This is a genomic window from Polaribacter cellanae (assembly GCF_017569185.1).
Classification (GTDB): Bacteria; Bacteroidota; Bacteroidia; order Flavobacteriales; family Flavobacteriaceae; genus Polaribacter; species Polaribacter cellanae.
Genome location: NZ_CP071869.1, coordinates 1,490,463 through 1,514,355, shown reverse-complemented (window position 1 = coordinate 1,514,355; position 23,893 = coordinate 1,490,463). Strand labels below are relative to the sequence as shown.

The window sequence follows — 23,893 nt, the reverse complement described above, 5'->3', positions numbered from 1 at the left end:
AATAGAGTACAAAGATACGAAACAATAGAAACACTTTTTTAAATTCCCTTTATTTTTTGAAGTTAATTGAAAATGAATTCATTATGGTTGGTTTTTAATGAGGTTTAACAATAAAAAACGTTTTTTGTATTTTTACTAAAAATAGATGTATGGAAAAATTAACGATTAAATCTTGGGCTTTAGACGATAGACCTAGAGAAAAGTTGGTTGCCAAAGGAAAAACTTCTTTATCGGATGCAGAATTAGTTGCCATTTTAATAGGTTCTGGAAATAAAAAAGAAAGTGCTGTAGGTTTGTCTAAGAGAATTTTACAATCTGTCGATGGAAATATAAATGAATTGGCAAAACTTTCGGTAGAAAAATTAATTGAGTTTAATGGAATTGGAGAAGCCAAAGCAATTTCGATTATTACAGCTTTAGAGTTAGGAAAAAGAAGACAATTTGAAAATACAGTAGAAAAACCAAAAATTTCTTGCAGTAAAGAAGCAGCAAATGTTATGCAACTTGTAATTGGCGATTTAGAACACGAAGAATTTTGGGTTTTATTCTTAAATAATTCCAACAAAGTAATGGCAAAATCGCAAGTTAGTAAAGGCGGTTTAACAACCACAATTGTAGATGTTCGTTTGCTATTTAAGCGCGCTTTAGAATTGGCATCTGTAGCCATAATTGTTTGTCATAATCATCCATCAGGAAAATTGCAACCCAGTCTTGCAGACAAACAATTAACACAAAAAATAAAAGAAGCAGGTGCAACTTTAGATATTAAATTGTTAGATCATTTAATTATTACCCAAAAAGATTATTTTAGCTTTGCAGACGAAGGGATTCTGTAGGGAATTAGGATTCAGTAAGCAGTCACAGTAAGCAGTAGCAGTAGCAGTTTACAATTGTTTAAAAATATTAGAGGCTGAGACTGAAAACTAAGACTGCCAACTGCATAATGCAGATTTAACACCAAACCATGATATTAGTTTATACACATACAATTACACCAAGAATTCGTTATATTTTTAAACATATTCTTACACGAACTCTTTTAATTCCTGTTGGTTTTACTTCGAAAGTTGAAGAGTTTGTTGCACACAATGGACCTAAAATTTCTTATACAAAAACCCCACTTGGAAACGAATTTTTTGTAAAAAGTAACGATTTAATGTTCGAACAAGGTGTAAATGATTTAGATATTAACATGCAAAAATGGGAAGAAGTTCCTTGTTTTTTTGCATCTGGAGGAAAATCGGCAATTCCTTTCGATATTTTTGCGGCGAGTTTCTATTTAATTACAAGATACGAAGAGTATTTGCCACATGTAAAAGATATCCATGGAAGATATACAGCCGAACAAAGTTTGGCATACAAAAACGGATTTTTAGAAAAGCCAGTTGTAGATATTTGGGCGTATAAATTATTAAAAGTTTTAAAAGAAAAATTTCCAGAATACGAATATAAAAGTAGAAGTTATAAATACGTTTCTACCATAGATATCGATAATGCCTATGCATATAAATACAAGAGTTTAATAAGAACTTTTGGTGGACTTTTTAACGATATTTTTAAATTTAGATTGTTAAATGTTTGGAATCGTTTGGCAGTTGTGAGTCGTTTAAAAAAAGATCCTTACGATACTTTTGCAGAAATTTTAAGAATAAAAAAACAATACAATGCAAGAACTGTTTTTTTCTGTACAGTTAGCGATTACAATACGTTCGATACCAATGTTTCTGCATCAAAAACCAAATACAAATTGCAAATAAAAGAATTGGTAGATTATGCAAGAGTTGGTTTACATCCTTCTTATTTTACAATGCAAAATCCTGGAATCTTAAAAAAGGAAAAACAACGATTGGAAAACATTACAAACATGCCAGTTTTAAGATCGAGACAACATTATTTACGCTTTAATTTACCAGATACTTACCAACAATTAATAGATTTAGAAATCGAAGAAGATTATTCTATGGGCTATGCAAGTAATGTTGGTTTTAGAGCAAGTACCTGTACACCTTTTTATTTTTACGATTTAGATTTCGAAATTCAAACACCTTTAAAAATATTTCCATTTGCTTTAATGGATGCTACCTTAAACGATTATTTAAAAATTACTCCCAAACAATCGTTAGGAAAAATTAGAGATTTAAGAAACGAAGTAAAAGCAGTAAATGGCATGTTTATTACACTTTTTCATAACGAAACATTAAGCAATTACTTGCGTTGGAAAGGTTGGAAACGTTTGTATGAATCTATGGTTAAAATTGCGACAAGCTAAAGAATGATACAGTATATAAAACGAAAAAACTTAGACGTTTTAAAATACGATACTTGTATTGAAAACTCCATTCAATCTAGAATCTATGCTTTCTCTTGGTATTTAGATCTTGTTGCAGATAATTGGGATGTGTTGGTTTTAAACGATTACCAAGCTGTAATGCCACTTCCTTGGAAACGTAAATTTGGACTTAAATACATTACACAACCTTTTTTTTGTCAGCAATTAGGAATTTTTTCTTTGCACACTATTTTTAAAGAAATGCAAGAGCGTTTTTTAAATAAAATTCCGAAAAAGTTTTTAAAAATATCTATAAATATGAATTCTAATAATTTCTCATCAGCAAAGATGATAGAAAAAAAAAATTATATTTTAAGTTTAGATGCTTCACATGATACAATTTTTAAATCTTTTTCAAAAGGAAGAAAACATGCCGTAAAAGTAGGGGAAAGAAATCAATTAGAAATAAAAGAAGTAAGTTTAGAACTTTTAATAGAAATTAAAAAAGACAATTATAATTATATGCCCTCTCCAATATATTATTTTTCAATACTAAGGAACTTGTCTAAATATATGATAGATAATAATATTGGTTATGTTCTAGGAGTTTTTAAAGATGATATTTTATTAGGAGGTGTTTTTTTATTAAAACAAAAAAATAGAATTACTTATTTATTCTCGTCGTTTACACAGTTTGGAAAAAAATTAAAAGGCCCAACTTTTATTATTAATAAGATATTAGAAAAAAATGCGAACACAAATTTAATTTTTGATTTCGAAGGTTCAAATATAAAAGGTATTGCGTCTTTTTTTAAGAGTTTTGGAGCTAAAAAAGAAAACTATTATCAAATTAATTTAACTAAATATTTTTCACAATAAAAATTATGAACTTTATGTTAGAAAATTTATTAAAAAACCTAATATCTATCTCTAAGCAACGAACGATGCTTCCTTTCTATCATAAAGTTTCTGATGAAAAACAAACCTTTGAAAATTTTTTATATACGCCTAGAAAAATTTTAAGTTTTAAAAATGATATTGCTATTTTAAATAAATATTACACCCCTATTTCAATGCAAGAATTTATAGCGGTTTCCAAATCAAGAAAAAAAAGTAAGCAAAATTATTTCCATATTACTTTTGATGATGGTTTGTCTAATTTTTATAAAGTAGTTGCGCCAATTTTATTAAAGGAAAAAATACCTGCAACAGTTTTTGTAAATTCAGATTTTATAGATAATAAAGCATTATTTTTTAGATATAAAGCAAGTTTATTATTCCAATTTTACTCGAAGTCTTCCCCTAAAATAAAAAATAAATACCACGATTTTTTTGAAGACAATCAAAAAATTAAAGAAAAACTGTTAGGTGTAAATTTTAATAATAAAGAAATTTTAGACAGATTAGCGAACGAAATAAATTATTCATTTGAAGATTATTTACAAACTGAAAAACCTTACTTAAGCTCAATAGAAATTGAGGAATTAATAGAAAAGGGTTTTACAGTTGGTGCCCATTCTAAAAACCATCCTTTGTATTCGGAAATTCCTTTTGAAACACAAATAACACAGACAAAAGATTCTTTAGATTGGTTAATTAAAAACTTTAATTTAGATTATAAAGTTTTCTCTTTTCCATTTACAGATTTAAATGTTTCTAAAAAGTTTTTTACAAAATTAAATGCTGAAAAAGTAATAGATGCTAGTTTCGGAACATCAGGAATTAAAAAAGATAATTTTGTAACAAATTTCCAACGATTATCATTTGAAATTAGAAATGAAAACGCAGAAAACTATTTATTAAAAGAATATATTAAGTATTTTTTAAAAATAGCTTTTTATAAGAATACAATGCCCAGAGATTGATAGTTTAAAAAAAACATTGTTTTGTAATACCTTTAAGATTATTGATTTTTATGTTTTTTTTGATACAAAAATAGAAACCAAATCCCAGATAAAATTCCAGTAAACCACATTAAAGAAGCAGAGGTTATTGCAGCTCCTAAAATTCCGTATTTTGGAATTAAATAGTAATTACTAATCACGTTTAAAAGTAAACTTAAAAAAGCAATATAAAAATTTATATAGGCTTTACCAATTGAAGAAAGTAAGTTTCCAAAAAGGTTTCTAAAAATAAAAATTCCTGCAATTCCCAAGATTAAAACTCTAAAAATGGTATTGTAAACGATGTAATTTGGATTAAAAATCGCTAGTATTTCTGATGAGAAGTAGCCAACAAAAAATAGCATTAAAACACTTAATACTGTAAAAAAAGAGAGGTAGCTTTTTATATAATTTAAGATGTAATTTTTATCACTAATTTTTTCGGTAATTGTTACAAAATCGGTTGTTATAAAAACTCTTGGAATAAATAACAAACTAAATGGAACTAACGAAATGTAGCGATATTTTGTAACCATTTCTGGGTCGTCTAATAAGAAACCAATCAAAAGAATGTCTACTACAATTAAAAGTTGTGTTATTACATTCGATAAACTTGCAAAAAAGCCATATTTCCAAAAAGAGAAATTTAATTGAGGTATTTTTTTTATTCTACTAAAAATAATATTTGTTTTTTTTAGAAATACAAGTGCAGTAACTAAAGGAGTAATTAAAAGTGCGAAAACATAGCCGTTTTCATCAAAAAAATACGTAAAACCAAATACTGAAACTACTAAAATGATACTGTGTAAAAATTCTGAATAAGCATAATTTTTATTATCGTGATTCAAGCGTAATTGCGCTCTAATAATTTCAAAAAGAAAAGTGGGGATAATTAATAAAGAGAAAACAATTACATATTGTTGTGTTTTTTCGAATTGAAAAGGAATAAATAGGCTTGCAATTACAACCACAAAAATAATAATTAAGGAAGCAATTAATCCGTATTTTAAAACATATAAAAAAATGGTGTTTTTCTCTTCATTGTTTTTAGAAATGGCACTAAAACGCAATAAACTTTGGTGCAATCCAAAACCACTAACAGGCAATAAAAACAATATAATATTATAAGAAAATAACACAACTCCCAAAGTTGCATCTGGTATTAATTTTAAAGCAATCCACGAAGCAAATAACGAAAATATTCTTGCCAAAACAGTTGCAACAAGAATATGGTTTCCAGCACGTTTTTTAAAATTAGATAAATATGTTTTAATGTTATTCAGTAGTTATTTTTTTAGCGATTTGTAATATAGTTTTTCGAAATCTGTTGCGATTTTTTCTTCTGAAAAATTTTCTACAACATAATTGTGCATTTTTAATTTATCAACCTTAAAATTAGTGTAAAAGTTAACTATGTTTTGTAACAAAGCAATTTCGTCTTTAGGTTGAATTAACTCACCAAAATCCTCTGGGAAAAACTCGTTGATTCCACCAACATTTGTCGAAATTACAGGAACTCCACAAGAAAAAGACTCTAAAATTACACAAGGTAAATTTTCGTAATTGCTAAACAAAATAAACAGATTACTTTCTCTTAATTCTTGGGCAACCTCTACATGCGGAATTTGATCTTTAAAAATAATATGTTTAGGATTTATTTTTAATTCATTGGCTAAATCTACATATTGTTTAGAATTTTCTCCAATGATGGTAAATTTAAAATTAGTAATTTTTTCCTGTAATTTATAAATTACTCTTAAAATTCCTTCCACATTTTTATGCTCGTTAACCATATTAGAAACATGAATAATTTTAAAAGTTGAAGAAGATTGTTCTTCAGGATAAAATAAATTAGTGTCTACCACATTTGGTACTCTATTATAATTTCCTTCAAAATTTAAAGCTTCTAAAGAATTTTTTAAATCATTAGAAACAGGACAAATAAAAGCTGCGTTTTTGGTAACTTTTCTTGAAATCAATTTTTGAATAAAAGAAATATTTCTAGCTTGTGGTGGGTGGTAACCTGTCCAATGTTCCGAAATTATATATGGTTTTTTTTGAAACCATTTTAAATACAAACTAAACATTCCGAATGGAAAAATTTCGTTTAAATGAACAACATCAACAGTTTCTACTTTTTTCAACAAAGCAAAAAATGCTTTTATAAAAAGAGAAACCTTTTTTAATTTATGGTCGGCTTTTTTAAGATATGCAATATGCGTGGTTACATTAGCCTCTTTTTTTGAGACAATTTCTATACTTTTTGTAGCATTTTTATCTGTAATAATATGTAAAACAGTTACAAAATGTTTTGTAGCTACTGCTTTTGCATGGCGCTCTATAAAGTCTCCATTATTAGAGAAAACTTTAGAAGGAAACCAACCACAAAGAAATAAAATGTGTAATTTTTTCTTCAAAAAAAAAAGTTATTATTTGTAACAAATATAACAACTTAATCCCCTTTTTATTATTTATATTTTTTTACATTTAGCAAATGAAAATTGAACATGTATTCTTTGACTTAGATCATACCTTATGGGATTTTGATAAAAATTCCGACCTAACCTTTCAAAAAGTTTTTAAACTCAATAATATTCAAGTAAATACTACTGCTTTTTTAGAAGTATATACTCCTATAAATTTAAAATATTGGAAATTATATAGAGAAGAAAAAGTATCTAAAGAAAAATTAAGATATGGCAGGCTTAAAGAAACATTTGATGCTGTAAATTATAATATTTCTGATGCCATGATTCATAAAATTGCCATAGAATATATTGTGCATTTAGCAGATTTTAATTATGTGTTTGATGGAACTTTCGAGCTTTTAAACTACTTAAAAGAAAAATACCAATTGCATATTATTACCAATGGTTTCGAAGAAATTCAAACTAAAAAAATGATAAACTCTAGAATAAACCATTATTTCGATAAAATTATTACATCAGAATCTGTGGGTGTAAAAAAACCAAATCCAAGAGTTTTTAAATATGCTTTAGAAACTGCAAATGCAGATATCGAAAAATCGATTATGATTGGCGATAACTTAGAGGCAGATGTAGAGGGTGCAATAAATATAGTGTTAAAAGCCATTCATTGTAACTTTAATAATTCTTCGATTACAAATCCTAAAATACTAACAGTTACATCGATTTTAGAATTAAAACAATATCTTTAAACCTTTATACGTTTGAAAATAATACCCCCATTTATGGTAAATTTTAAAAAAATATTCTTCCTAACAGTTTCTCTATTATTCTTTTCTTGTTACCAAAGTTTAGATTTCGATCAAATAGAAGATTATGTTATAAAACCAAGTTATACTTTTGCTTTGGCAACTTTTTCTGTAAATTCTTTGGTTTTTACATCTTCACCAATTACGGAAGTTAGAGAAAAAACTAATTTCGAAATTTTTAAAAATAGTTTTTTTAAAGACAACTCTGTAAGGTTAGACTTTGAGTTTGAGGTGATAAACGAAATTAATAGAGATTTTGTTTTAGAATTAACCTTATTAGACGAAAATGATGTTGAAATTTATAAATTACAAGATTTAAATATTGCTGCAAATAAAAGAGATTTTAAACAAAAAGAAATTATTAATATTACTTTAAACCCTAATGTTAAGGATTTTACACGTGTAGAGGTTGTTGTTCGACTAGGAGATCCAACAATTCCTATGAGTACTTTAGATAGTGGTACTATAAAATTGAAATCTGCTGCTTCTGTTTATTTAGAAAAATCGTTTTAATATGAAAAAGACACTATTATATTTTTCATTTTTAGTAAGTTTTTTTGCCAATAGCCAAAACAAACAAGTTTTATACGATTTTGCAGAGTTACCACAAGCATTGCTATTAAACCCTGCTTTAGAAACAAACTATAAATTCCATATTGGAGTTCCTTTATTATCTGGTATATCTTCAGAAGTTGGTGTTACAAATTTTGCTTTGTCAGATTTGTTTTTGCGAGATGGAAGAAGTATAAACAATAAAGTTAGCGAAGTCTTAAATAGTTTAACTTCCAGAGATTATGTAAAATTTAATGCCCAAATAGAAGTTTTAAGTGGAGGTTTTAGGTTGAACGATAAAACTTATTTTAGTGTTGGTTTTTATGAAGAAATCGATGGAATAAGTTACATTCCTAAAGACGGAATTAGACTTTTTAATGAAGGGAATGCAGCAAATATTAATGCTGTTTTTAGTGCATCTCAAATTCTTTATAAAATGGACGTTTTAGGAGTAATTCACGCAGGAATTACAAGAAAAATAGACAAAAAATTAACGATTGGTAGTCGTTTTAAAATTTATTCATCTGCATTAAATTTAGAATCTACCAATAATTCTGGAACCATTACAACTACTAGAGGTAATAACAATATTTACATTCATTATTTAAATGATATCGATGTTAATATAAGAACATCCGGTGTAATAAAAGATAACGAATATATAAAGAATCCGAACAAATATTTAAAAAACACATTTCTTGGTGGAAATTTAGGTTTAGGACTCGATTTTGGAATTACCTATAATTTTACTCCACAATTACAGTTTTCTGGAAGTCTTTTAGATGTTGGTTTTGTAAATCATAAAAAAAACATTAAAAATACATTAGTAAAAGGAAGCTTCACTTTCGAAGGCATAGAATTTAAATTCGATTCGAACAACCCAAGAAACTATTGGCAAGAATTAAGAGATGATTTTAAAGAACAGTTGCCAACTATAGAGAATAACGATTCTTACATTTCATGGAGGCCAACAAAATTAAACGCGGCATTGAAATATAGTTTTGGAGAAAAAAGAAGTAAATATTGTTACGATAATACTTATAAAGATTTTTATACAGATGCTGTTGGAGCACAATTATATTCAGTTTTTAGACCATTAAGTAAGCAATTTGCGCTTACGGGTTTTTATCAAAAATCTTTCAATAAAAATTTACACGCAAAAGTAACTTATACCATAGACGATTATTCTGCATATAACGTTGGTTTTGGACTTTCTGCAACAATTTGGAAATTAAATTTTTATGGTATTTTTGATAATATTATTCAATATCAAAATTTATCATCAGCAAATAATGCGTCCTTTCAATTAGGAATTAATCTTATATTTAATTAAAAATGAAAAAATACATCTTTACAATCGGTTTCTTATTAATATCGCTTTATACTTTTGGGCAACAGAAAAAAATAAAGAATTATAAATACATTGTAGTTCCAGAAAAATTCGAATTTCTTAAAAAAGCAGACCAATATCAAACAAGTTCGCTAACTAAATTTTTATTAGAAAAAAATGGGTTTCAGGTGTATTTAAGTTCCGAAGACTATCCTGAAGATTTACAAAAAAATAGATGTTTAGCCTTATTTGCAGATGTTGTAGATAAATCTTCTTTATTTAAAATAAAAACATTAATTCAATTAAAAGACTGTTTTAATAAAGTAGTTTACACTTCTAAAGAAGGAGGAAGTAATATAAAAAATTACAAAAAAGGGTATCAAGAAGCAATTAGAAATGCACATAAAAGTATGCGTAATATAAGATATGTTGCTCTGCCAGAAAATAACCAAAATAGTAAAGGTGAGGTTGCAAAAAAAGTTGCTGTTATTTCTAAAAAAGTAGAAAAACCAGTAAAAGTTATCTCTGAAGTATCACCCATAACTAACCAAAAACAGCCTATAAAAACTGCAAGTAATAAAGCATTAAGTGTTTTGTATGCTCAAGCAAAAGAAAATGGGTTTCAGTTAATTAATACAAAACCAGAAGTTGTGTTTTTACTATTGAATACCAATGTTAAAGAGGTTTTTATTATCAAAGATAAAAACGGAATTTTATACAAAAATGCAAATAGTTGGGTTGCAGAATATTATAAAAACGGAAAATTAATTACTGAAGAATATCTGATTAAATTTTAGTATTTATAGCGTTTCTTCCACTTTTCTTTTAAAACGTCTCTAAATTGATTTTCTCTTTGGTTATGCCCAGGTTCATATAATTTTGTGCCAGAAATTTCATGTGGCAAAAATTCTTGATCTACGAAATTATTAGGATAATTATGAGAATATAAATACTCCTTTCCATAATCTAAATCTTTCATTAGTTTAGTTGGCGCATTTCTAAGATGAAGAGGAACAGATAAATCTCCAGTTTTTCGCACTAAGTTTTGTGCTTCTCCAATCGCCATATAAGAAGCATTACTTTTTGTAGAATTCGCTAAATAAACTGCACATTGACTCAATATAATTCGAGATTCTGGATTTCCTATTACAGAAACTGCTTGGAAAGTATTGTTCGCTAAAATTAATGCAGTAGGATTTGCATTTCCTATATCTTCTGAAGCTAAAATTAGCATTCTTCTGGCAATAAACTTTACATCTTCTCCACCTTCAATCATTCTCGCCAACCAGTAAACAGCAGCATTTGGGTCGCTACCACGAATCGATTTTATAAAGGCCGAAACAATATCGTAATGTTGTTCGCCAGTTTTATCATACCTAGCTGTATTTTTCTGAATTTTAGAAAGAACCAACTCATTGGTAATTTCAATTTCGTCTTCAGAAGAGACTAACAATTCAAAAATATTTAATAATTTTCTGGCATCTCCACTCGAAACTTGCAATAATGCTTCCGTTTCTTTTAAAATTATTTTTTTTGAAGCTAAAAACTTGTCTGTTTTTATGGCTCTTTCTAAAAGCGCTACCAAATCGTTTTTATCGAAAGAATTTAAAATATATACTTGACATCTAGAGAGTAGGGCAGGTATTACTTCGAAACTTGGGTTTTCTGTAGTTGCACCAATTAAAGTTACCCAGCCTTTTTCTACAGCACCTAATAAAGAATCTTGTTGCGATTTGCTAAATCTATGAATTTCATCAATAAATAAAATAGGGTTTTTAGCTGTAAATAATCCGCCACTATTTTTCGCTTTTTCTATAACTTCTCGAACATCTTTTACACCAGAGCTAATGGCACTAAGTGTATAAAATGGTCGTTTAGATTCGGTTGCAATGATGTTTGCCAAGGTTGTTTTACCAATTCCTGGAGGTCCCCATAAAATTAATGAGGGAATGATTCCTTTTTTGATTAAATTGGTTAAAACACCATTTTTACCTACCAAATGTTGCTGACTAATATAGTCTTCTAATGTTTTAGGTCTAATTCTTTCTGCCAAAGGTTCATTCATTTTGTAAAAATAATAAAGATTTATGACAGAAGTTGTAATTTTTTATTTTGGTTGAGTTTTTGCTATTTTTAAGCAAATGAATACTGATAATAATTTAAAATTCTCAAAAAGCGTATTTCTAATACCAACAATTTATATTGTTTGTATTTGGTTATTATATTGTATTGAGATTTATTTTGGATATAATTTTAATAAATTTGGGGTGTATCCAAGAGATTTAGTGGGGTTAAGAGGGATTTTTTTAACACATTTTATTCATAGTGATGTTGGTCATTTATTTAATAATTCTATTCCTCTTTTTGTATTATTGTCTTCACTTTTCTTTTTTTACAGAGATACAGCTTTTAAAATATTACTTATAGGTGGTTTTTTTACTGGGTTTTTAACTTGGTTAATTGGGAGGGAATCCTATCATATTGGAGCAAGTGGAATTGTATATTTGCTTTTTAGTTTTGTTTTTTTTAGTGGTATTATAAAGAAGCATTATAGGTTGGTTGCACTCTCATTAATTATAATCTTTTTGTATGGAAGTATGATTTGGTACGTTTTACCTATAAAAGATGGCATGTCTTGAGAAGGACATTTGTCTGGTTTTTTAACAGGTTTGGTTTTCGCTATTATGTATCGAAAAAAAGGAATTGTAAAAAAAGAGCATCAATTTTCTAAAACAGCGTTTGATGATTTATTTGATGAGCATGGAAATTTTTCACCTCCAAAAGTAGATGAAATCGAAACAAAAGAAGATAGTAATGAATTTTAATTAATTCTTTGTCTTACACTCTCATATAAGAAAGCGCCACAAGCCACAGACACATTTAGTGATGCTATTTCACCTAACAAAGGTAATTTGGCTTTATAATCGACCATTTTTAATATAGAAGGGTTAACACCTCTATTTTCAGATCCCATAACAATTGCCAATGGTTGCTTAAAATTAATATCGAAAACAGAATCTTCTGTCTTTTCTGTAGCAGCTACAGTTTTAATCTCAGATGCTTGTAATAGAAATAAGGCATCTTTAATATGATCTACTTTACAGATAGGTACTTTAAACGCAGCACCAGCAGATGTCTTTATAGTTTCTGCATTTACAGGAGCACTCCCATTTTTTTGAATAATTATTCCATGAACTCCAGTACATTCTGCAGTTCTAATAATTGCTCCAAAATTTCGTACATCCGAAAGTTGATCTAATAATAAAAAAAGAGGAACTTCTCCACTTTCTATAGTTTTTTCAATTAGAGTTTCTAAATCATGAAACTCTACAGGAGAAATTTGTGCAACAGCACCTTGGTGATTACTGTTTTTAGACAAACGATTAAGCTTCTCTACAGGAACAATACTTGTGGTTAAGCGATGTTGTTTTATTAATTTATCTAATTGATAAAATAAATCTCCCCTTAATGCTTTTTGTAGGTATATTTTATTTATTGTAGAGCCACTTTCAATAGCTTCAATAATTGCTCTTATTCCAAAGATGTTTGTCATGTCTTTTTCCATTTGGCAAATGTATGTTAAAAATATTTTCTATTTTGAATAAGATAGTTTTATATGTTTTTTAGTATTAAAAAACCCTACATTATTTATAAATGTAGGGTAGGTTAAATAATTTAAAAGGATATTTTTACTTATTTTGTTCGGTTATGAAAGGATTATTTTGAATTTCATCTTGTGGAATTTCAAAGGTTAATCTTTCATCATTATAAGGAATTGGAGTGCCAACCAAAGATAAGTGATTAGTACCTCTTGTCATTGTTGCTTTATTACGTTTCAAAGCGAGATAAGATTTACCTTCTCCCCATAATTCTATACGAGTTTGTAGATATATTTCATCAATTAAATTTTGTCCACTTAAACCGTCTATATAACTAACATCTGGTATTCTATTTGACATTAAAGCTTTTAAGCTAATTCTAGCAGCAGCATCATTATTGGCTCTGGCATTTGCTTCGGCGTTTAATAAATATGCTTCTTCTATTCGCATATAAACATAGTCAGCTGTAACTGTTTGAGATATTCCTCCAATTTTATTTGAAGCATAGAATTTTTTAAGAGGTTGTAAATATCTACTACTAGTTTCTTTTCCAAAAAACTGAGCTTTTCTAGCATCATCAGCACTTATTTTATCAAACAATGATTTATCCATTGCTTTAAAATCTCCTGCCCAACCATAACTATATGAATAAGCGTCAATTTGTCCCCACCATGAAACTAATCCAAGACCATTAGTAGTTGTAATATCAATACCCCACATCCAACTAGCATTATTAACATCAGCGAACCCATTGGTTACATCACCTTTACTTAATATAGTATTGTTTCCTGCGTTAATAACATTTTGAGTTAAAGAAGCCATTTTTGGAAAATTAGTTCCTCTAGCACCTAAAACATAAGCATAAATAACTTGAGCGACATCTTTATTAACTTGATTTTTAGCGGTTCTATTGAAGCCTTCTAGTAAACTAATAGCATCTGTTAAATCTTTTTCCATCTGATCGTAAATTTCAGATGCTGTAGCTTTAGCTTTGTTTTCTAAAATTGGTTCTAAATATAGAGGCAATATTGGCTCATTAGCATTATACTCTTTCTCAAAGAATTGAGTCAGATAAAAATAAGAATGAGCTCTCATTGCCTTTGCTTGTCCCATTGCATATTTATTTCCTTGTAATTCAGGTACAGCATCATTACCTCCTAGGTTTTTAATTACATTGTTAGCTGATCTAACAATTCTATAATAATATCTCCAAACTCTTCTATTTTCTCCTTGAGTAAAATCTGTAGGAGCTAAAAAATTTATGATGCGACTATACCATCCATAAGTCAATACACTATATGCCATATCCCCTGAAAGTAAATCACTATATATATCATATCCTTTGTGCCCAAAGTCCTCTTGACTTGAACTACCACCAGAACCTGTTTGAATCATCTGTCCATAAATTCCATTTACGAAACCAGCAGGAACTTGATCATTTGTGGTAGCAGCATCTTCCCCTTGTTTAGAGGTAAAGCTAGCCGTTTGCTGACTGTCACCAGCGATACCACTATTATTTAATATGTCGTCGTTACAACTGAAAACTATACCTAGTAAAGCAACAGCTATTATTAATTTTATGTTTTTCATTTTTATCTTTTTTTAATTAAAATTTAACTCTAACCCCTAGAGTAATTGTTGTAGCAGGTGCATATATTCTACGGGCTGAGTTCCCATTTTCTCTTAAAGAAGGATTAAAGCCTTGTCTAGCACTTTTAATAAACAGGTTATCTCCTGAAACCCATAAATTAACAGCATCTATACCTTTGTTTGATAAAAAATTCGAAGGTAGGGTATATCCAACTCTTGCATTGTTAAGAGCCAAGAAATCTGTACTTGTAATAAATCTAGAAGAAGTACTTGTACCATTCTTAACCTCGTTATTTGATAGTAGAGGAACATTTGTTATGTCGCCTGGTTTTTGCCATCTTTTTAGTATGTCTTTATGAAAGTTATTTCCTGCAGCTCCAAATCGGTCAGATAACAACTCTCCATATTGAGCGTCATACGCATAACCTCCTAAACTATACAAAAACTGAGTAGAAAAATCAAAGCTTTTTATTTTACCAGACAGCCTGAATGCTCCTCTTAATTTTGGGATTAAATTTTTTTCTAAAAATACTTCGGTAGCGCTAGAGTATGATTTTGTAACTGTTTTTTTAATATTTGCATCAGGTACTTTTTTTCTGTACTCGAATAAAGATCCAGTGCCGTTAGCATTGCCACCATTACCATCATCAATAGAAAAACCTGTTTCACCTTTATCTACTATACCGTTATTGTTTTTATCATCATAATATTGATTCCATGTAGGCGCTCCGTCAGTAGGATCAACTCCTGCCCATTCACGCATATAAAAGTCATAGAATGAACGATCTACGGCATAAGCATAATAGCCATTTAAATCTATAACCTTTTGCTTTCCAGTAGAAACATCTAAAGGCATTGCTAACATTTTATTTTCCAAGACTTCACCATTCAGAGATAAACTTAATTTGAAATCATTTGTATTTATTATGTGCCCAGTAAGATCAAATTCAAGACCAGAGTTTAAGGCTTCTCCATCGTTAACTAGTATAGAAGAAAAACCAGCAGATGGTCCTCTAGTTTGGTCAAAGAATAAGTTATCTGTATTTTTACGGTAATAATCTAAATTCATATCTAAATAATTACCTAAACTCATTTCTATACCAGCTTGGAACATTTTAGAGGTTTCCCACGTTAAATCTGGATTTCCTGGACGTGTTTCAGGTATAGAGAGAGAACCACCAACAAACTCACGACCATAAATGGTAAACCCTGAAGATGTACTAACCCCTTCTTGATCTCCCAAAACCCCATAAGAAACTTTTGCTTTTAAAAAAGAGACAAAACTATCAGCCATAAAATCTTCTTCACTTAGTATCCAAGCAGCACCAATAGAACCAAATGTACCCCATTTGTTATTTACAAAACGTGAAGAACCATCTGTTCTAAGTGAACCTGTTAAGTAATATTTACCATTATAATTATAATTAATTTGACTAAAGTAAGATTCAATTCCAGAAGCATTCGTAGTTCCTATTGAAGGACGAGTAGCTTCTGCATAGTTTGATAATGTGTAAACTCCTGGTTGAAATACATTTTGTTTATATTCTCTTGAAAAACCTTCGCTTCTTTCGTTAGATTCGTGTGCAGCTAATAATTCTAACTCATGATCTCCAAAAGTATTTTTATACCTTAATAATTGTAAAAAACTATAATTCCAGCTTTCAAAATCTGTACGTGTAATTGTTCCTTTTGGTCCAGATCCAGTACCATATACATGATTTAATACATCTACACGCCTAGTTACTCCATATTGAGCACCATACCTTGTTTCAAAAGTAAGTTTATCTGATAATTTAAAGTTTGCAGTAAAACTACCGTTTAAACCATGGTTTTGATTGCTTAGGTGGTCTAAGGTTGCAGAACCAATAGGGTTAAGTAAGTTAGATTGTGGTCTTGGTCTTGTAAAACCATTTAAAGTCCCAGTTGCCGAACCATAATCATATTGAAACCCACCATAAACCAAGTCAGGTATTTTTTCCGCAGAATTTGGATATCTTGCAAAAACAGGGTAAATTGGGGCTGTTTTATCAGCAAATTCAAAAAGATTTTCAGAACCTTCTGTTTGCCCATTGTTGTTTGTAATAGAAAACGAATAACCAATATTTGCTGAAACATCAAGCCAATCTTTAACTTTAGAGTTTATATTAAGCCTTGTTGTATATCTCTTGAAATCTGAATTTATGATATACCCATTATCTTTTAAATATCCTATAGAGGCAAAATATCTAGTTTTTTCAGATCCTCCTCCCATTTTAAGATTTGCTTCTGTTCTTATACCATTACCAAAAGCTAAGTCGCTAAATTTCTCAGGAGTAAATAATCTTTTAACATTTTTTCTTACGGTTCTTGTGTCTGGATTTATTAATGCTGCACCAGTAGTAGCATCCCACATATTATACCCAGCACCAATACCTTCTTTACCTAAAACTCTTGCATTTGCAAATGCAATAGGATTTGCATTACCTTTAGTAACTCCTTGATTGTATAAGCCTTCCCAAACTAAACCAACATATTGTTCTGGAGAAGATATAACATCATATCTTTTAATCACTTGAGAATTAATACTAGTTTTAACATCAACTTCAATGTAAGATTCACCAGTTCTACCTTTTTTCGTAGTAATTAATACAACTCCATTTGCACCTCTAGAACCATAAATAGCGGTTGCTGTAGCGTCTTTTAAAATTGTTGTAGATAAAATGTCTGAAGGATTTATACTTGCCAAACCATTTGTAGCGGCATCATTGTTATCGGTAGTATCAGTATCTGCTGAACCACCATAGAAAGGAACACCATCTACAACGTAAAGTGGAGTACGATTTCCATTTGGAGATCCATATCCTCTAATACGAATTGTACCAACTGACCCAGGTTGTCCAGAACTATTAATTACTGTAACCCCAGCAACCTCACCTGTTAACGCTTGAGATACGTTTGAAAATGTTTTTGCCTCTAAATTCTCAACACTAATTGTTGTTGCAGTTCCAGCATACGCTTTTTTTGTAGTAGTACCATACCCAACTACTACAATTTCTTCTAAAACATTAGCATCCTCTTTCATTGTAACATTAATAACAGATGAGTTTTCAACTGTTTTCTCAGTTGTTTTGTAACCAAGATACCTAAATACTAAAACATCACCAGAGTTCGCTTTAATAGAGTATTTTCCATCAAAATTTGTTTCGGTTCCTTTATTAGTACCTTTAATTACAATACTTACCCCAGGCAAAACTCCTGATTCTTCAGAAACAGTACCCGAAACAGTTTTCTGCTGTGCAAACGATATTTGCACAACAAACGCCAGTAATAGCGTTAAAATTCCTTTAAACTTTGTCTTCATTGTATAATTATTTGAATTAATTAATCTCAAAAGTCTTAAATAAAAGTTAATAAACCAATTTTTTAACATAAAATGTTTGAAGTTAATTCAATTGTTAAGACAGAAAAAATAACCTTACCTTACAGAAGATTTATTTTTTAGGGTTACCTATTTAACGTGAGTTCGATATAAAAAGTTAAACTTTTATAGTGAAAAAAGCAGAAATTTTAGTAAATTAAGGTATTGAAAATCAATTAACTAAAATTATTCTGCTTATGATTTCTGACACTAAAATTATTGAAATTTTTTGTAATCTAGACGATTTTATGAAAGAATTTGATGCTGTTATTAACTCAAAACAGTATTTCAGACACTTCACTACCAAAAAAACGCCACCGAAAGTCAAAAATGAGTAAAAGTGAAGTGATGACCATTATGGTTATTTTTCACTTAAAATCCTACCGTAATTTAAAACACTTTTATCTTTTTTACGTGTGTAAACACATGGAAGATTTTTTTCCTGAAACCGTTTCCTATAATCGCTTTGTAGAATTACAAAAACAAGTAATTAGACCCTTAGCTGTGTATCTAAAACTTCGCGGATTAGGTAAATGCTCGGGCATATCTTTTATTGATTCTACCGCTATTAAAGTGTGTCACTACAAAAGAGAAAAACAACATCAAGTATTTAAAGGCATAGCCGAAAAAAGCTACGGAACATTGGGCTGGTTTTATGGTTTTAAGCTACATTTAGTTTGTAATGACAAAGGTCAAATAGTTGATTTTTTGATTACTAAAGCCAATGTAGATGACAGATACCCTTTGAAAAACAAAAACTTTCATGATAAAATATTTGGGAAAATATATGGCGATAAAGGCTATTTGGGAAAAGATTTATTTGACAGATTATTTGTTGACGGCATTCATCTGGTCACCAAATTGAGGAAGAATATGAAAAAGAAAGCTCTCGATTTTATGGATACAGTCTATCTTAGAAAAAGAGCTATTATTGAATCGGTAAATGATGTGTTAAAAAACACTTGTCAAATAGAACATTCTAGGCATCGATCCTTTGATAATTTTATTGGAAATTTAATCGCTGGTTTAACTGCTTATTCTTTTCTTGATACTAAACCAAGTATTAAAATTCAAAGATTTTTACCTAATTTGAGCGTTGCTTAAATCGAACTCACGTTAAAAATAAGAAATATCAGAAAAAAAAGACTGCCTTTTCAGACAGCCTCATTTACTATTTTAAAAGTATCTATGATAGATTTAGTTTACGTCCCAATATAATTTACTTTTTTGAGTATCTCCTTCTGCTCCTAGTTTAACTACAGCATCATTTCTATTATCCTTATTTAAAGATTGTAAGATTTGAGGGTAACTTAATCTAAATGGCAAATCTGTAAGTCCAGCTACTCTAGGTTCAAAAACATATGTAGTAACTCCAGCTGATGTTGCTTGATTTGCATCTAAGGTAACTGTTTCATTAACTTTTATTAAAGTACTAGGGAAACCAGTTCTTCTATATTCAGCCCAAGCGTTATGAGGTTGCATATAAGAAGCTATGTACTTTTGGTTAAGTACATTCTCTTCGTTTGCTGTAGGTAAAGAAGCCAAAAAAGACGTAATTTCTGATGCAGGAACACCCCATCTTTCCATTGATGCTCTAACTCCATTTTTGTACTCAGTATCATCCCAGTTTTTATGTTCAGAAATAATAAATGCAACTTCAGCATACTCCATTAAAACCTCTTCGTAATCTGGTTTAATAATATTACTACTTCCAAAAGAGTAATCTGTAAATTTTAATTTATTAGCTAATGGAAATGCATAAGGAATTCCAACATAGTCTGCTGGATTAGTAGATTTGGTATATGTTTTTTCTTTTATGGATTTTATGGATGCACTTTTGGGAGCAACCATTTTAAATAGCCTAGGATCTAAACCGAAGTTTCCTTTATCTCCTTTAAGTAATTCAACAAAAGGTTGGGTAACAGCAAAATCAGTTCTAGTTAGAAATGCTCTCCAAAATGGAGATGCATTAGCATCTGTAGACTCATATTGTAATTTTGCATTGTCGCTATTTGAAGTAAAAACACCTGAAGATATTGCGCTATTGATAGCGGAAATAGCAGTAGCATTATCTACTCCTCTTAATCTATTTGCTATTCTTAGTGTAAGAGAGTTTGCAAATTTTTTCCAGTTTGCACCATTTCCATTATAAATCTTGTCTCCTCCTCCTGCAAAAGCACTTTTATTAATGTTAATTTGTGCTGCAGCTTCTTTAAGTTCCTTTAGCAAATCAGCATAAATTTTTTGCTGAGAAGCAAAAATTGGTGCTATAAACTTCTCAGTGTCAAGAGCTTGAAAATCAGCATCATCACTTCCGAAAGAATAATAAGGAATATCTCCAAAAGTATCGGTTAGTTGATGGAAAATGTAACAAAGCATAATACGAGAAATTGCTATTTCATTTTCATTCTTAACTGGCGAATTTATATTAATATCTATTATTGATTTTAAATCTTGAGCAACGGTATATGATGTTGTATAATAGCTCTGTGCTGTTGATTCTCTGTAAAGATATCTATCTTCGTCTGCATAGGCAGTTTGACCCCAGTATTGCATCCAAGGTAGGGTTAAACGACCAGAAGTAAAACCACTTCTCGATCGATCTAAATATTCTTTAACAGCACTGTTAAAAATTCCACCAGTTGGTGCTATTTCGGGTCCATTTGGGTTTTTATTAATATCTGCATCCACATCACACGCAGAAAACAAAAGAATAAAAACGGTTGATAATAATAATATTATATTTTTTTTCATGGTTTTATTAAAATTTTAATTGAACATTCACTCCAAATGTCTTCGTACTAGGCAAAGATCCTCCTTCAGAACCTTGGATATTTCCACTACCTGATGTAGCTACTTCTGGGTCAAAATTTTCATTATCTAAGCCCCAAGTAAATACATTTCTTGCAAATGTAGATATTCTAAGACCAGTAATGTTATTTCCAAGCCATTTCTTAGGAACAGTATACCCAAAAGTAATTTCTCGTAATTTAAAGTAATCTGCTTTAAAAACACTAGCGGCAGCCGATCTAATGAAATAATCCTGTCCTTGTTGTTGAGCTGATATTACAGTTGTGTTAGGTGATGTGTTGGAGACAGTATATTTACTGTTGTCATTTGGATCATATGTCACTGTCCCATTAACTCCAGGTTGTATAACCCCATCCTCACGAATGTTGTTTATTGCAGTTTGTTCTAAGATACCAGAGTAGTTACCCCAAACGTTAGTAAGTGATCTATATACACCACCTTTTTGATGATCTATTAAGAAAGATAAATTAAATCCTTTGTAATTAAAGTTATTTCTCAACCCCATATTATAATCAGGTAAAATAGAACCTAAATCTTCTTGGTTTTTTGTTCTTAAGTATCTACCTTTTTCTAATACTTTGTTGCCATTGTCGTCAAAAACAAAGTTTGTACCTCTAATAATCCCATAAGGTTTTCCTACTACAGCATTTAAAGTGACTCCTTGGAAAGGAAAGCTACCTAAGACTAATGCAGATACACCCTCTGTTAACTCAATTAATTTATTATTGTTTTTTGAAAAATTCCAAGTTACATCCCATTTAAAGTCTTCTGTTTTAACTGGAGTTATATTTACTAAAGCTTCAATACCAGTGTTTTTTAACTTACCACCATTTGTAAATTTAGAAGTAAAACCAGTACTTGGATCAATTTGAACAGGTGTTATTAAGTCAGAAGTAACCTCGTTATAATAAGTCAAATCAAATGTTAAACGATTCCTAAAGAATCCCATCTCCAAACCAACTTCCCAAGTGTCTTTATTTTCAGGTTTTAGGTTTGGGTTTAGTTTAGATCCTGGTTGAGAGAAACGACTACTATTTTGGAAAGGCTGTCTCACATCAAATGTATTAATTAATCTATATGGGTCTGTATCATTTCCAACTTTTGCCCAGCCTCCTCTAAACTTACCATAATTTAACCAATCACTCTCAATAAGTTCTGAAAACACAAGACTGGCATTTACGGAAGGGTAGAAATAAGAATTATTATTTGTTGGTAATGTAGAAGTCCAATCGTTTCTACCTGTTAAGTTCAAGAAAATAAAATTATCATAACCCAAAGAAACTGAACCTAAAAGACTATTCAATCTTATTTCAGAATTGAAATTTGTAGTTGTTGCAGGGTCTACAGAGTTTGATAAATTGTAAATGTCATCAACAACTAAACCGCCATTTGTTGTAGCACTTAATCGAGTTCTATTAGCGGTTCTAGTATTTCCTCCAAAAAAAGAAGAAAGTGTTAATTTTTCATTGAAAAAGTTTTTGTCAAAATGGATTAATGCTTCATAATTTAACTCTATAAAAGTTCTATTATCTTTCTGAGCAGAAGATTGATCTGACGATCCTTTAGCAACTGTTTGATTTACTAAAAAACTATAAGTATCAGCATAGATTTTACCAGTAGCATAAAACTCATTACTAAACTTATATTTACCACCTATTGTTCCATACCAACGTGTTCTTGTATCGTCAGAAAGGTATTTATTCACAATCCAATATGGGTTGTCAGAATATCGTATTGAAGGATTGTCCCATGCCACACGATTCCATGTTCTCTGTGTTCCATCAATTAATTGATAGTTTTTTAATCTATTATAATCTAATTGTGTTTGACCAAATTGATAGAATTTTTGGATAACAGACCCACCTGCATAACCTATTTCTGGTCTATTAGTTCCTTTGGTTAAAGAAAAGTTAACAGAAGCATTGATGTCTAAATTATCAGAAATCTTTGACGAGCCCTTGAAACCAACTGTAGTTTTATTAATTTCAGAATTTGGAACAATACCTGTCGTCTTGGTATTACTTACAGATAATCTCATAGTAGATTTTTCACTTCCTTTTGTAAAAATAACGCTGTTGTTAAGCGAAATTCCAGTTTCGTAAAAATCATCAAGACTTGTTTTAGGAGCCACCCATGCTCTAGGTTTTAGATAGTCGGATGCAAACTCAGGGTCAAATGAGTCCCAATGTAACACTTTTTGATTAGGATCAAAACGAGGTCCCCAAGATTCATCGGTTGCGTAATCAACTAATTTATAAGTTGTTCCATTGATGTTTTGAGTGGCAAAAGTGCTTTGCCCTATTGTTGCTGGGTCTCCAGATCCACCACCATATAATCTTTGAATTTTTGGAGAAACAGCAACATCACTAAAAGAAAAACCTGAATTTATTGTTATAGAAGACTTACCTTCTTTACCAGATTTTGTTGTAATAAGAATTACACCATTTACAGCTCTCGAACCATAAAGAGCTGCTGCAGCACCACCCTTTAATACATTCATACTCTCAATATCATCTGGATTTACATCAAAACCAGCATCTCCAAAATCTCTACCACCTCCACCTTGTTGGGTGCTTCTAGTGTTAAAATTACTGTTGTCTAAAGGTATCCCGTCAACTACAATTAACGGAGTGTTACTTTGTGTTATAGAACCAACACCTCTTAAAACGATTCTTGCAGATCCTCCAAGGTTACCACTGTTTGTATTAATTGTTACACCAGCAACTTTTCCCGAAAGAGATGAAAGGGCGTTTTCGGCTCTTGCTTCAGTAATTTGTTCGCCACTAACTTTTTGAGTTCCATAACCAAGAGATCTTTTAGCTTTTTTACCACCTAATGCTGTAACAACAATTTCATCTAACACACTCGAATCTTCTGTCATTGTGATATTTAAGGTGTTAGATAATCCTACTTTTTTTTCAATAGATTTAAAACCCACGTAGCTAAAAACAAGTATATCACCAGTTTTTGCTTTGATTTTGAATTTTCCATCAAAATCACTACTAATACCCTTGTTAGTACCTTTGATTAAAATACTTACTCCTGGTAACACGCCTGAAGCGTCTGATACTGTTCCAGAAATAGTTCTTTCTTGTGCAAAACTTATTTGCACTACAAACGCTAAAAATAGCGTTAGAATTCCTTTAAACTTTGTTTTCATTATTTATAATATTTGAATTAATTACCTCAAATATCTAATTAATTTGTTAAATAAACAATAAGAAATG

At 30.0% G+C, this 23,893-nt stretch carries 18 protein-coding genes and 1 pseudogene; 11 read left to right on the top strand and 8 right to left on the bottom strand.

Going from position 1 to position 23,893, the window contains the following annotated elements; translation table 11 throughout:
• Positions 1-149 precede the first annotated feature (149 nt).
• The 4 genes from radC (at position 150) to J3359_RS06885 (ending at position 4,134) form a co-directional block, all read left to right on the top strand.
• Positions 150-836 (top strand): RadC family protein, encoded by a 687-nt coding sequence (gene radC, locus J3359_RS06900; protein ID WP_208079975.1) that lies wholly within the window; start codon positions 150-152, stop codon positions 834-836.
• Positions 837-964: 128 nt separating this feature from the next.
• Entirely contained in the window at positions 965-2,269 is a 1,305-nt protein-coding gene (locus J3359_RS06895; RefSeq protein WP_208079974.1) for a polysaccharide deacetylase family protein, read from the top strand.
• Between the two features lie 3 nt (positions 2,270-2,272).
• Positions 2,273-3,148 (top strand): hypothetical protein, encoded by an 876-nt coding sequence (locus J3359_RS06890; RefSeq protein ID WP_208079973.1) that lies wholly within the window; start codon positions 2,273-2,275, stop codon positions 3,146-3,148.
• A 5-nt stretch (positions 3,149-3,153) separates the two neighbouring features.
• Positions 3,154-4,134, top strand: coding sequence for a polysaccharide deacetylase family protein (locus J3359_RS06885; protein ID WP_208079972.1), 981 nt, complete (start codon positions 3,154-3,156; stop codon positions 4,132-4,134).
• Positions 4,135-4,172: 38 nt separating this feature from the next.
• Here J3359_RS06885 and J3359_RS06880 read toward each other — a convergent pair whose 3' ends face one another.
• Positions 4,173-5,363, bottom strand: coding sequence for an MATE family efflux transporter (locus J3359_RS06880; RefSeq protein ID WP_208079971.1), 1,191 nt, complete (start codon positions 5,361-5,363; stop codon positions 4,173-4,175).
• A 75-nt stretch (positions 5,364-5,438) separates the two neighbouring features.
• A complete protein-coding gene (locus tag J3359_RS06875; RefSeq protein ID WP_208079970.1) occupies positions 5,439-6,569 on the bottom strand; it encodes a glycosyltransferase family 4 protein in 1,131 nt (376 codons plus the stop codon).
• A gap of 77 nt (positions 6,570-6,646) precedes the next feature.
• On the opposite strand from J3359_RS06875, the gene J3359_RS06870 reads away from it, so the two are divergent.
• The 4 genes from J3359_RS06870 to J3359_RS06855 are packed head-to-tail and all read left to right on the top strand — an operon-like array spanning position 6,647 to position 10,066.
• A complete protein-coding gene (locus J3359_RS06870) occupies positions 6,647-7,330 on the top strand; it encodes a YjjG family noncanonical pyrimidine nucleotidase (protein WP_208079969.1) in 684 nt (227 codons plus the stop codon).
• Positions 7,331-7,342: 12 nt separating this feature from the next.
• The gene (locus J3359_RS06865) at positions 7,343-7,900 is read left to right on the top strand and encodes a hypothetical protein (protein ID WP_208079968.1); all 558 of its coding nucleotides are present in this window, start codon (positions 7,343-7,345) and stop codon (positions 7,898-7,900) included.
• A gap of 1 nt (position 7,901) precedes the next feature.
• Entirely contained in the window at positions 7,902-9,272 is a 1,371-nt protein-coding gene (locus J3359_RS06860) for a DUF5723 family protein (protein WP_208079967.1), read from the top strand.
• A 2-nt stretch (positions 9,273-9,274) separates the two neighbouring features.
• On the top strand, positions 9,275-10,066 hold the full coding sequence (locus tag J3359_RS06855) for a hypothetical protein (protein WP_208079966.1): 792 nt from the start codon (positions 9,275-9,277) through the stop codon (positions 10,064-10,066).
• Here the strand turns inward: J3359_RS06855 and J3359_RS06850 are convergent.
• Positions 10,063-11,334 carry a replication-associated recombination protein A gene (locus J3359_RS06850; RefSeq protein WP_208079965.1) on the bottom strand — a complete coding sequence of 424 codons (1,272 nt, stop codon included), beginning with the start codon at positions 11,332-11,334 and terminating at the stop codon, positions 10,063-10,065. The two genes, J3359_RS06855 and J3359_RS06850, sit on opposite strands and share 4 nt — an antisense overlap.
• A 76-nt stretch (positions 11,335-11,410) precedes the next feature.
• On the opposite strand from J3359_RS06850, the gene J3359_RS06845 reads away from it, so the two are divergent.
• Together J3359_RS06845 and J3359_RS18515 are read left to right on the top strand one after the other, a co-directional pair.
• Entirely contained in the window at positions 11,411-11,908 is a 498-nt protein-coding gene (locus J3359_RS06845; RefSeq protein ID WP_367890390.1) for a rhomboid family intramembrane serine protease, read from the top strand.
• 9 nt (positions 11,909-11,917) lie between these two features.
• A complete protein-coding gene (locus J3359_RS18515) occupies positions 11,918-12,094 on the top strand; it encodes a hypothetical protein (protein WP_367890389.1) in 177 nt (58 codons plus the stop codon).
• Here the strand turns inward: J3359_RS18515 and rlmB are convergent.
• From rlmB to J3359_RS06830, 3 genes are all read right to left on the bottom strand, one after another.
• Entirely contained in the window at positions 12,091-12,834 is a 744-nt protein-coding gene (rlmB, locus tag J3359_RS06840) for a 23S rRNA (guanosine(2251)-2'-O)-methyltransferase RlmB (RefSeq protein ID WP_208079964.1), read from the bottom strand. The two genes, J3359_RS18515 and rlmB, sit on opposite strands and share 4 nt — an antisense overlap.
• A 124-nt stretch (positions 12,835-12,958) precedes the next feature.
• Positions 12,959-14,458: a RagB/SusD family nutrient uptake outer membrane protein gene (locus J3359_RS06835; protein ID WP_208079963.1), complete on the bottom strand. Its 1,500-nt coding sequence runs from the start codon at positions 14,456-14,458 to the stop codon at positions 12,959-12,961.
• 16 nt (positions 14,459-14,474) lie between these two features.
• On the bottom strand, positions 14,475-17,798 hold the full coding sequence (locus tag J3359_RS06830; protein WP_208079962.1) for a SusC/RagA family TonB-linked outer membrane protein: 3,324 nt from the start codon (positions 17,796-17,798) through the stop codon (positions 14,475-14,477).
• A 254-nt stretch (positions 17,799-18,052) separates the two neighbouring features.
• Here J3359_RS06830 and J3359_RS06825 point away from each other — a divergent pair.
• Positions 18,053-18,959: pseudogene (locus tag J3359_RS06825) on the top strand (IS982 family transposase).
• Between the two features lie 93 nt (positions 18,960-19,052).
• On the opposite strand, the gene J3359_RS06820 reads toward J3359_RS06825, so the two are convergent.
• Together J3359_RS06820 and J3359_RS06815 are read right to left on the bottom strand one after the other, a co-directional pair.
• Positions 19,053-20,609: a SusD/RagB family nutrient-binding outer membrane lipoprotein gene (locus J3359_RS06820; RefSeq protein ID WP_208079961.1), complete on the bottom strand. Its 1,557-nt coding sequence runs from the start codon at positions 20,607-20,609 to the stop codon at positions 19,053-19,055.
• Positions 20,610-20,616: 7 nt separating this feature from the next.
• A complete protein-coding gene (locus J3359_RS06815) occupies positions 20,617-23,826 on the bottom strand; it encodes a SusC/RagA family TonB-linked outer membrane protein (protein WP_208079960.1) in 3,210 nt (1,069 codons plus the stop codon).
• Positions 23,827-23,893: the final 67 nt, after the last annotated feature.